General features: G+C 33.0%; 10 protein-coding genes. 6 read left to right on the plus strand and 4 right to left on the minus strand.

Translation table 11 applies throughout. The features are described 5' to 3' along the window. Positions 1 to 47: 47 nt before the first annotated feature. Entirely contained in the window at positions 48 to 989 is a 942-nt protein-coding gene (locus ACG94X_RS15440; protein WP_419384591.1) for a hypothetical protein, read from the minus strand. Between the two features lie 793 nt (positions 990 to 1,782). On the opposite strand from ACG94X_RS15440, the gene ACG94X_RS15445 reads away from it, so the two are divergent. From ACG94X_RS15445 to ACG94X_RS15455, 3 genes are all read left to right on the plus strand, one after another. Next, on the plus strand, positions 1,783 to 2,586 hold the full coding sequence (locus ACG94X_RS15445; RefSeq protein WP_419384592.1) for a PaaX family transcriptional regulator: 804 nt from the start codon (positions 1,783 to 1,785) through the stop codon (positions 2,584 to 2,586). Between the two features lie 124 nt (positions 2,587 to 2,710). Next, a complete protein-coding gene (locus ACG94X_RS15450; protein ID WP_419384593.1) occupies positions 2,711 to 3,715 on the plus strand; it encodes a fatty acid desaturase family protein in 1,005 nt (334 codons plus the stop codon). Between the two features lie 610 nt (positions 3,716 to 4,325). Next, positions 4,326 to 5,531: a tyrosine-type recombinase/integrase gene (locus tag ACG94X_RS15455; RefSeq protein WP_419384594.1), complete on the plus strand. Its 1,206-nt coding sequence runs from the start codon at positions 4,326 to 4,328 to the stop codon at positions 5,529 to 5,531. 126 nt (positions 5,532 to 5,657) lie between these two features. On the opposite strand, the gene ACG94X_RS15460 is transcribed toward ACG94X_RS15455, so the two are convergent. Further along, positions 5,658 to 6,230: a hypothetical protein gene (locus tag ACG94X_RS15460; protein WP_419384595.1), complete on the minus strand. Its 573-nt coding sequence runs from the start codon at positions 6,228 to 6,230 to the stop codon at positions 5,658 to 5,660. A gap of 12 nt (positions 6,231 to 6,242) precedes the next feature. After that, positions 6,243 to 7,226 (minus strand): hypothetical protein, encoded by a 984-nt coding sequence (locus ACG94X_RS15465; protein ID WP_419384596.1) that lies wholly within the window; start codon positions 7,224 to 7,226, stop codon positions 6,243 to 6,245. A 270-nt stretch (positions 7,227 to 7,496) separates the two neighbouring features. Between ACG94X_RS15465 and ACG94X_RS15470 the strand changes: the two genes are divergently transcribed. The 3 genes from ACG94X_RS15470 to ACG94X_RS15480 all read left to right on the plus strand — a co-directional run bounded on the left by ACG94X_RS15470 (position 7,497) and on the right by ACG94X_RS15480 (position 9,047). Then, entirely contained in the window at positions 7,497 to 7,646 is a 150-nt protein-coding gene (locus ACG94X_RS15470; protein WP_419384597.1) for a DUF4113 domain-containing protein, read from the plus strand. Positions 7,647 to 7,717: 71 nt separating this feature from the next. Further along, a complete protein-coding gene (locus tag ACG94X_RS15475; protein WP_419384598.1) occupies positions 7,718 to 8,368 on the plus strand; it encodes a hypothetical protein in 651 nt (216 codons plus the stop codon). 241 nt (positions 8,369 to 8,609) lie between these two features. Beyond that, complete coding sequence (locus ACG94X_RS15480; RefSeq protein WP_419384599.1) at positions 8,610 to 9,047, plus strand: hypothetical protein; 438 nt, start codon at positions 8,610 to 8,612, stop codon at positions 9,045 to 9,047. 56 nt (positions 9,048 to 9,103) lie between these two features. On the opposite strand, the gene ACG94X_RS15485 is transcribed toward ACG94X_RS15480, so the two are convergent. Then, positions 9,104 to 9,592 (minus strand): hypothetical protein, encoded by a 489-nt coding sequence (locus ACG94X_RS15485; protein ID WP_419384600.1) that lies wholly within the window; start codon positions 9,590 to 9,592, stop codon positions 9,104 to 9,106. Between the last annotated feature and the right edge of the window lie 190 nt (positions 9,593 to 9,782).

Consider the following 9,782-nt stretch of genomic DNA (forward strand, 5'->3'; position numbering starts at 1 on the left):
GTTTGAGAGTTATAGAACCCATCTTTTTCGTTTATAAATACAGTAGATTAAATACCAAGTTTCATTCTTAATTTTCCAAAAAAACCACGTAATGCACCTGATGTTGGCTTTTCTTCAAGGATAAGTTTGGCACTTTCAGCCGGTATTTTACCCAGTACATGAGTCAATAATCCTATGGTGACAAACTTATTCAATTGCTCTATTGAATAACCTGTCTTTTGAGCAACTTGATGAATACTTGCGCCAACTTCAAAACAAGCCGATATTTTAAATACCATTTGACGTTCATTCTGATGATTCGGCTGTGGCCAAGACTGCAATTTATAAAAATCAGCTCGGTGAAGTTTTAAGTCAATATCGCTTGAATACCACAAAAAATTCCAAACCCATGAAGTCAGATCTTCACCTTGGCTTGAGTTTACCGCTTGTGCCATTTGCATAGTGGCATAAGTATAATTCAGTGAAGCATCTGTACTTTGTAATTTACGGGTTGGATCTGCCCAAACCTGCTGCGTACGAATATTCATTAATGCAATATTTCCATTCGCATCAAAGACTTGTAGATTACCATTTCTTTCGTTAAAAAATTCTGGAATAACTTTGATCAAGTCAATTGACTGAGAAATTTTTTGCACTAATTTTTCAGTTTTATTGCTGACAGGGACTTGTAAATAACGCTCTTTAAACCAAGCACGTGTCTCGGCTGTGACAGAAAATGGTAAATAAAGTTTATCTCCCTCTATTTGTCCAGATTTCTCATTTTTATTAACTAAACGCAAATAAGGTATTTTTTTAGCCCCGACTAAATTTTGAATTGTAGGCGAACTAAAAAACATGTCATTGACCAGCAGGATATCTAAATGAGGATCCGCAATATTCGCCCAACTTACCTCTAGAGAGTCGTCATACATTATTTTGATTTTTTGCTTAATGCCATCGAGCACATTTAAACTTAAACCAAATATTGCGATTTTTACTTCTTCTTTCATTTAGCCCCCACGGCTACGCAAGAATGTGACAATATTATCATTAATTTGAAAAAATACTACAAAATTCGCAATATTGAAAATTAAAAAATATATGCACTATTTATCTTAAAATTTTATTAATGCGCTATCAAAATATATTCAAATTCAAGAATAAGCACAATCATTATTTTTTAATAATATTTTAAATAATAAATTTAATATTCAAATATTTATTTTTACCAAAAATCGACTATTAAATTTATTTAAACCAATACAAAGAACTCATTAAAATAAATTAAAAGTTTGTTTAAAATATACTTAATTCATTATTTATTAAAATTAATAAAATCTATGTATTAACAACATAATCACAAACATTCTAAATGAATATTCAGACACAACTAATAAATATCAAAGTCTACAAATGATGAATTTAATGTTAGACATTGCTTGATCATTTCAATATTAATATTTCGCCACAAAAGCGACACTTACTCATTCGGGCATCTGAAGAATTGAGTCCATTATTGAGTCATCTAATCATATTTGGATCGTAATATTCAAAATATCGACTCAAATTATGAAAATTAAGCATTCTAAAGAATGAAAAGTATCACTTGCACGATTACAATATCACAGCCAAAAATACTTAATTTCTATGTAGGATAGCCCAGTTAACTATTAGTTTAGGCGTCTGATATCACTAAAGTTAAAAAATGAAGCGACTTTTTGATAAACCTATTTAAAATATTGATCATGGATAATAAGTTAAAAACAAAATTAAGTTCTACCCATTCAAGGAAGTCTACTCACGATGCCATCGTTAAAACTAAATGCAAAAACCTTAGTCATCGATCTTTTACTTGCTGCATCAGACCGCCCTATTACTATTAAACAACTCATCGCTGCGGCTCAATTATTTGATATTTCTGATAATCAAATTCGTGTTGCAACAACCCGTTTGTGCCGTGAAAATAAAATTGAGTCCATCTCTCGTGGGACTTATCAACTTGCACAACAGTCACATGATTGGGCCGATATTATTATCAATCGTCAGAACGGCGTTCTAAAGACCAAAGCATGGCAACAGCAATACATCGCAATTTTTAGTAATAGTCTTGGACGTGTCGACCGCACTGCATTAACAAGGCGCGAACGCGCTTTAAAACGATTTGGTTTCAAAGAACTGGAACAAGGAATTTTCATTCGCCCAGATAATATAGCACTGACATTAGATGATATTTTTAACGCATTGGTTAATACAGGTCTTGAATCCACTGTAAAAATTGCTTTAATTCATTCATTTGATGAAAAAACACAGCAATTAATTCCAGAACTATGGGACACCTCAAAATTAGAAAATAATTATATTAAATACAATACAATCATTGAAAAATGGATACTTGAATATCCACATTTGAATATATTGGATGCCGCAAAACAGTCATTTTTATTGGGCCGAGAAACTATCGCACTGTTAATGATGGATCCTCTATTGCCTGAACCTTTTGTAGATACAAACTTACGTAATACTTTTATTCACAATGTAACCGAACTTGATCAGATTGGACTAAAAATCTGGAATACCTTGAATGCTGAGTATTCAAAAAGTGATTGATCATTCTATTTTCTAAGTCATTTATCCAAATAAATTTATTACATATTTTAAAATAAAATTCTATTGACTGTAATGTTTATTGCATTATATTGATCATTACTACAAATATAAATGGCGCATAAAAATGAATACCCGTGTCAGTGTGACTGAGTTATTCAGTCGGGAAGAAATTAAAGAACTCACCACTGCATCCGATCTGCACGGCGCATGGGCTATTGGCTCTACATGGGTAGTCATCGCTGCAACATTTACAAGCGTGGCATATTATTGGGAATATGCGCCTATTTGGGCAAAAGTTTTAATGATTGCAGTTGCTTTAGCCATTCTCGCTGGACGGCAATTGTGTCTTGCCATTTTAATGCACGATGCATCTCATCGCAGTTTATTTAAAGCAAAATTGTTGAATGATGTCGCTACAGACTGGCTCTGCGCCCGCCCAATCTGGAATGATTTACATAAATATCGGGCGCATCACATGCGACACCATGCCAAAACGTCTTTAGCAGAAGACCCAGATTTAAGTCTGGTCGCAGGTTTTCCTGTCACTAAAAAATCCTTATTGCGAAAATTCACTCGTGATTTAACTGGATTAACAGGAATAAAGTTCTTATTTGGTCGCTTGTTAATGGATTTAGATATTCTTGAATGGACCGTATCTAACGACCAGAAACGCATTCCGAAGAATGGAAAAACGCTACAGGATTATGCAACAGCACTCTTTAAAAATAGTTCAGGTGCTGTAATAAGCAATGCAGTAATTTTTGGTGCTTTATGGCGTGTAGGTCATCCTAAACTTTATTTATTATGGCCTTTGGCATATACCGTCCCATTCCCACTGTTTATTCGCATTCGTTCTATGGCTGAACATGCCGGCATGCAAACCAGTCATTCCGCCCTGAACAATACTCGTACTACACATGCAGGTCCGATTGCACGTTCATTTGTCGCACCCATCCATGTCAATTATCATCAAGAACATCACTTAATGGCTGCTGTGCCGTATTTTAAATTACCACGTATGCACGATTTACTCCGTGAACGAGGATTTGTAATTCAGCCACCCACCTATTTTGAAGTGATTCATTCTCTATCAAAATCAGAGAACAAAACACAAAATAATGATGCTTAATAGAATGTAGGATTTCCTATTTATTACATGTACTTTTCACATCCATAATGAATACTGATGATGGGATTGTGACATAAGGGACTGAATTAGAAATGGATGAATTTAGTCCCTCTATGTTTTATCTAAAATCGTTCGAATACCTATCGTTCTAATCGTCATTATTCACTCAAATATCTAAAAAACATAAGTTCATTTGTTGTGCCAAAATCTTTCATACTAGTACAACATTATTCAAAATATATCCTTTTTTACTTGGAAATAAATAAACAGCCATATCCATTTCTTGCTATGATAATCAACACTCTATTTTTAGCTCATTCACTGAATAAGATTCATTATTTAGTGGAAATGATTTGCTGAAAATTTATGGGTGTTCTTAGACAATAAGGCGCATTCTGGCGTATAAATTTCAATAGGTTAAGCTCATGCTTCTAATGATCGAAAAGAAAGATAAATATTCACGTTAGTTCCTTATAGTTCTCAAACCCCATATAACACAATGATTAAAAATTAAAATAAGTTCACATTAGTTCCTCTTAGTTCCTTTTAATACGCAGTATAAACGGGTAACATCACGGGTAAGCAAATTATTACTCTCTCGTTACCCGTCATGACATCAATAAAACTTACTGACGCAAAAATCAAAACTCTAAAACCTCAAGAAAAGGTTTATCGCATTTTAGATGCTGATCGCTTATACATTGAAGTGCGCCCATCGGGCACAAAAGTGTGGCGATTTAAGTTTGTGTTTAACAGTAAAGAGTCATCGATGAGTCTCGGTGAATACCCCGCTATCAATCTCGCAGATGCTCGCCTTTTGCGTGAAGAAATGAGAGCCAAGCTAGCTAAAGGTATTCACCCAGTTGAAGACCGCAGACAAGCTAAGCAAGCTATTGATGATGAACTCACAAACACTTTTAAAATTATCGCAGCAGAATATGCAAATGAGCGATTAAAGACTAAATCAGAACGCTACATTGATCAGTTTCAAGTATCACTTAATAAAGACATATTGCCAATTATTGGAAATAAAGACGTACGAAATATAACTTCTGCTGATGTGCTTACTATCATTAGAAATACAGTCAAGCGTGTGAGCTCTCAAAAAAATCACGGCACTGGTGAAATTACAGCTATCCAAAATAGAAAATTTATTGGTGCTGTAATGCGCTATGCAATTGCAACACTAAGAGCTGAGAATGACCCTACTTATGCTGTGCGTGATGTTGTTGCTCGCCCCGAGGTCACACATGCAAGATTGTTAAATAAAGAAGAACGAATTCAGGTACGCACAAGACTAGATAATTACGCCGGTGCTGAGACTGTTAAGCATGCAGGGTTTATTTTGCTCTATACAATGCTTAGAACAATAGAAATCAGAAGAATGGAATGGGATTGGGTGGATTTTAACGAGCGTATTGTCAGTTTTCCCAAAACAGCAATGAAAAAGAGTCGCGCCCATATTCTGCCGATTTCAGACCAGGTGTTGAGCATCCTCAAAACCCAGTATAAAAATTCAGGTAATAAAAAATATGTATTCCCTGCTGTCTTTAAAAGCGATGGCATGCTTAACCAAATGACCTTAAATCGAATGCTCGAAAATTTAGGGCTTAAGGATGTTACAGCACACGATTTCCGCGCCACAGCTTCAACACTTTTAAATGAAATGGGTTATGAGGAAAAATGGATTGAATCGCAGCTCGCCCATGCTGATGAGAATAAAACACGAGCATCATATAATCATGCTAAGTATCTAGCAGATCGAAAAAAGATGATGCAAGATTGGGCAAATATTGTTGATAGTTGGAAAAAATAAAATTGAAAACATGGCTCTATTCTACATTCAACAAGCTCTAAAAATCGGTGTATCGCATTTAGATTAATACCCCAACCTAAGCTAGATCGGGGTGTGAATTTTGGAATATAGAGTTTTTGAATTCGGCTACTTCAATAAAGGATACCAAAATGTAGCAAAGATACTATAATCATCTGCTAAGGGTGGAGATAAATCAATTTTTTGCGTTTCAGCATCGTAACATAAAAATAATGCTATCGTTTTTAATTGATTACGATTAAGTATATTTGACAACTCATTAATATAATAAGATCCTAAGTCCAAAATATCATACCATCTTGAAATATTTGAAGATGTACTGATATCAATATTATTTGAAATCATCACATTCATAAATCCAGAGAGGTAATATATTAAATTATGGATATTTAAATTAACATGCCCTGCAAAACTAAAAGCATCGTAATACCACAAAGGGATTTTTGACCAATTTTCAAAAGGCTCAATGTATATATTTTCCACCATATTACTCATTATAAAATTGGCAACATCTTCATTGTAGTATTTTCTTAATTCTACATAGAGGTCTTCTTTTGAATAATTAGCAAAACTTTTTGCACAGGTATCATAAAAATCTGACTCAGCTAGAGTGAAACTATTAGAAAAGTGAAATTCTGAAAAATTTTCAAAAATACTTGTTTTAAGATCAAATGAATTCATGATATTTCACCATTATTTAATTACTTGAGCCGCACCAGCTCGACAAGTTTCTGCAATTCCCCTGTTAGTTTGTGCTTCTACTACGTGTGGTTGGTGTGGTGGAAGCCAGCACATATTTTCCGCCTCCCTTGCTTCAGCCAAAGTATCCCATGCGACAGCTCTCACCAAAAATTCATTTTTATCAAAGTCTTTAAAAGTTTTGTTCCTCCCACCAGTCTGACAACTACCTAACGTCTGAGCTCTTAGCTTTGCAATTTTTTTATTATTTTCAATAGACAACTTTTCTTCATTTGGACATATCCAACATTGACCATACCCACTTTTTATCCCACTTGGACACTTAGCATTTCTCTCCAACTCCTCCTCAATTGGCTTAGCTTTAGCATCATCTTTTTCAGCTTCTGACAAAATATTTGTCGCCGCTGCTAAAACTGCAAACTGGGCATCGAGATTATTGTTTTGTGCATTTTCAATAACTTTTTGAGCAACGGTTTCGAGAGAGAGGTTTTTTTCTTCTATATCGCTTTCATTGACTGGATTGTATAAAGCTCCTCCATTACCGTTGTAGTTATTAATGCCGCCATAAACTAAGCAAAAACTATTTTTTGCTTTTGTTGTAATACCTTGCCAGCTAACATGCTTTGCTATGTTAAAAGACAACCATCCATCACAAGCTTGCTGTGCTGTATTAAAATACTTGTATTCGTCTCCAATTTGAATTCCATAAGAGCCTACTTTATCTGGAACAGAAACCTTATATTTTATTCGATTATTTGCAGGATCAAGAACCCAATCCACAGCACCTAATAACTGCTCAACTGCATAAGAGAGAGCAAAACCTGCACCGCCACTTCTTAATACTTTAGCGACCTGTGAAGCACTGGGTGTGATTAAAACAGATGATGTAATTGAACCTTTTAATCCATCGTATAAAATGGATGCTCCAACAGCAAAAGGGTTAGATAACCTCCACATCCCAAGTGTTGTAGCATTCATTAACGTCGAACTAAGTATTAACAATAAACTTGTCACAAAAAGAATTATTCTTTTAAGCATTAAAAACTTCACTCTTTATTTTGATGTGTCTATAAAATATTCAAAAATCTATTTTAAAAATAATAACATATTTATAACAAAAAATTAGAATCTTTAGTAGATTGTAAATCTTAAAAAATAATCAAACGTTATTTTAAATTCTGTGAGAAATCAAACCATATCCCTGACCTTCTTTCAGATCAAGAAACGAGAATACAGAATGAAAATTTGATGCAGGCTTTTGAAGACATTCAGATGAAGTTTGGTAAAGCTAAGATTTCTGTTGGACCTTGCTATTTCAAAGATCGTAAGTGGTCTATGAGTCGAGATATGTTATCTAAGAATTATTTTACGAAGAATGGGATGATTAGGGTTAAATAGAGCTTAAAAAAGATGAGTTTCCACAAAATTGTAGATAATATAATTGCATCTAATCCTCTTTAAAATCAAACATGAAAGAAGACATTAAAAAAACACTTATAAATACTTTTGGACGAATTTCATACTTAGCGATGATATTCTTTTTTTTGACATTTATTTTATTTACTCATAATGATGTTAATGATCCTCTGAAAGAATCTTGGACAGCTGGAATTTCTTTCCTATCAGTACTTTCAACTTTAGGAGCAGCATATATTGCTTCAAAGTTGTTCATTGATTGGAAACACTTACATAATAAACAAAGCTACACGAGCTTTGCTTTAAAAATCAAAAGTGATTCTGAATTTCTTGAAGATAATTTAATTTTAACAACTTATGAATTAGAGCAAATAAGTTTCCTGGTGAATACACAAAATTTCAATCAATCTGAAGCAAGTTTAATATTAAGAAACATAAAACGAGATATGTGGATGAGCTATAAAGCGCTAGTATCCTCTTCTCAGAACCTTCAATATGTTTTTGAAGAAGCTATAGACCCCATAAAACTCAAAAAATTTGAAGACGATGGTATTCAAGCTATGGATGAAACACCAAACGAACAATCCAATGTCTTTCAAGCACAGATTGATTTATTAAACAAAAATGTATCGGATCTTGTGAATATACATGATGAATATCATAGTGAAATAGTAAAAATAACCAAAAATATTAAAGCTCCTTGATAAGCCCCCTAAAGGGCTTTTTCAAACAGCTTTTGTTCTATTGATCAAATCACAAACGTGAATAGTCACAAAGAAACCATGATAGTGCGCTGAACCCCATCATGGTTTCATATAAAGTATTGATGCTTATGACTAAATTTCAAGTATTTCGCATAAGGTGTATTATGTTAATTTTAGAATTTCTAACAAAAATGCAAGAATACTTTTACAGCGATATTAATTATTTTAAAAGGAAATGCAAATGGATTTTATTTTTGAAGAGGTTAATGAATCTGATGCGATAAAATATGGATTAGATCCTAAAATTAAATATTGGGCTATAGATAGAGAAAGAGATGTTTTTATTTATGGCGGAGGATTGGCAAAAGTATTTAGACAAGAGGTCATGGATAAATCTGATTTTGTTAATGATTATGTATTTTTTTTAGGAAATAAGGAAGATCGATATGAGATACATCTTTCCAAGGGGAAAGGTACAATAAATCGATCAGAATTACAGAATAATGAACCGTGGGTTTATGTTTGGACTAAGGTTTTAAAAATAGTTAATGTAAAAAATAAAAAAATTGAAACGAATCCTGAGATATTTAACTTGCTAAAAGACGGATTGGAGGTTTTTGGAGGAGGGTTTGGGAATAATTTTATAATTCCAAATTTCGTTGTCCAATTTAATTTTTGAAATAAAGGTGAATTGTACATCATTTTACTTTAGTGATTAATTTTTTATTTGAAATATCAAAAATTTGAGATGATCGTATTTTTCATCTCCAAATTTTGATAAATTAATGTTAAATCAAACTTTTTTATCCAATTGGAGTAAATTCCATTACTTTTTCTAATTAGTAGTGCTTCATATAGTGTTTTTATTATTTGCACTAACTCATCATTATCATTCTGCAATGGATTAATTGATGCTACTGTTAAAAAAGACTTAAGATAGCCTTCTTTTGTCATTATTTCTTGTTCTAAATCATCACGGATTTGAACTTGATAAAGAATATTATCAATAAAAAAATGATATTTTCTATCAATAAATTTTGGTGATATTTCAGCTTCTGATCCTGAATTACTTTGCCATATTTGTCTTAAATATATTTTTCTTTCTTTATCTATAGTCCAGTCTCTACCAGGATGCCAGACTCCTCTAGGAACACTATTTTCTATTTCATCAAGACCATATTCAATACGATCCTCTTTACTAGTTCTTTCGTTTATAAATCCCATTATTTCCCCCATTATTAAATGTTCTTATTTCAGAGTAATTAGAATAGTTAAATTTAGCTAAAATTAACATAATACACCTTATACGAAACAGCCCTGTTAGAACCCATTTAAAGTGTCTATATTCTCACCAATAAAAATGTCTGGTTTATGATGGTTTTTATCACCATGGACTGGATATAAAATATAGATG

It is taken from the genome of Acinetobacter psychrotolerans (assembly GCF_048552595.1).
Classification (GTDB): domain Bacteria; phylum Pseudomonadota; class Gammaproteobacteria; order Pseudomonadales; family Moraxellaceae; genus Acinetobacter.

Excerpts from the sequence above, each read along its gene's own strand:
- ACG94X_RS15440 (WP_419384591.1), bottom strand. The coding sequence starts at position 989 with ATGAAAGAAGAAGTAAAAATCGCAATATTTGGTTTAAGTTTAAATGTG.
- ACG94X_RS15445 (WP_419384592.1), top strand. The coding sequence starts at position 1,783 with ATGCCATCGTTAAAACTAAATGCAAAAACCTTAGTCATCGATCTTTTA.
- ACG94X_RS15450 (WP_419384593.1), top strand. The coding sequence starts at position 2,711 with ATGAATACCCGTGTCAGTGTGACTGAGTTATTCAGTCGGGAAGAAATT.
- ACG94X_RS15455 (WP_419384594.1), top strand. The coding sequence starts at position 4,326 with ATGACATCAATAAAACTTACTGACGCAAAAATCAAAACTCTAAAACCT.
- ACG94X_RS15460 (WP_419384595.1), bottom strand. The coding sequence starts at position 6,230 with ATGAATTCATTTGATCTTAAAACAAGTATTTTTGAAAATTTTTCAGAA.
- ACG94X_RS15465 (WP_419384596.1), bottom strand. The coding sequence starts at position 7,226 with ATGAATGCTACAACACTTGGGATGTGGAGGTTATCTAACCCTTTTGCT.
- ACG94X_RS15470 (WP_419384597.1), top strand. The coding sequence starts at position 7,497 with ATGCAGGCTTTTGAAGACATTCAGATGAAGTTTGGTAAAGCTAAGATT.
- ACG94X_RS15475 (WP_419384598.1), top strand. The coding sequence starts at position 7,718 with ATGAAAGAAGACATTAAAAAAACACTTATAAATACTTTTGGACGAATT.
- ACG94X_RS15480 (WP_419384599.1), top strand. The coding sequence starts at position 8,610 with ATGGATTTTATTTTTGAAGAGGTTAATGAATCTGATGCGATAAAATAT.
- ACG94X_RS15485 (WP_419384600.1), bottom strand. The coding sequence starts at position 9,592 with ATGGGATTTATAAACGAAAGAACTAGTAAAGAGGATCGTATTGAATAT.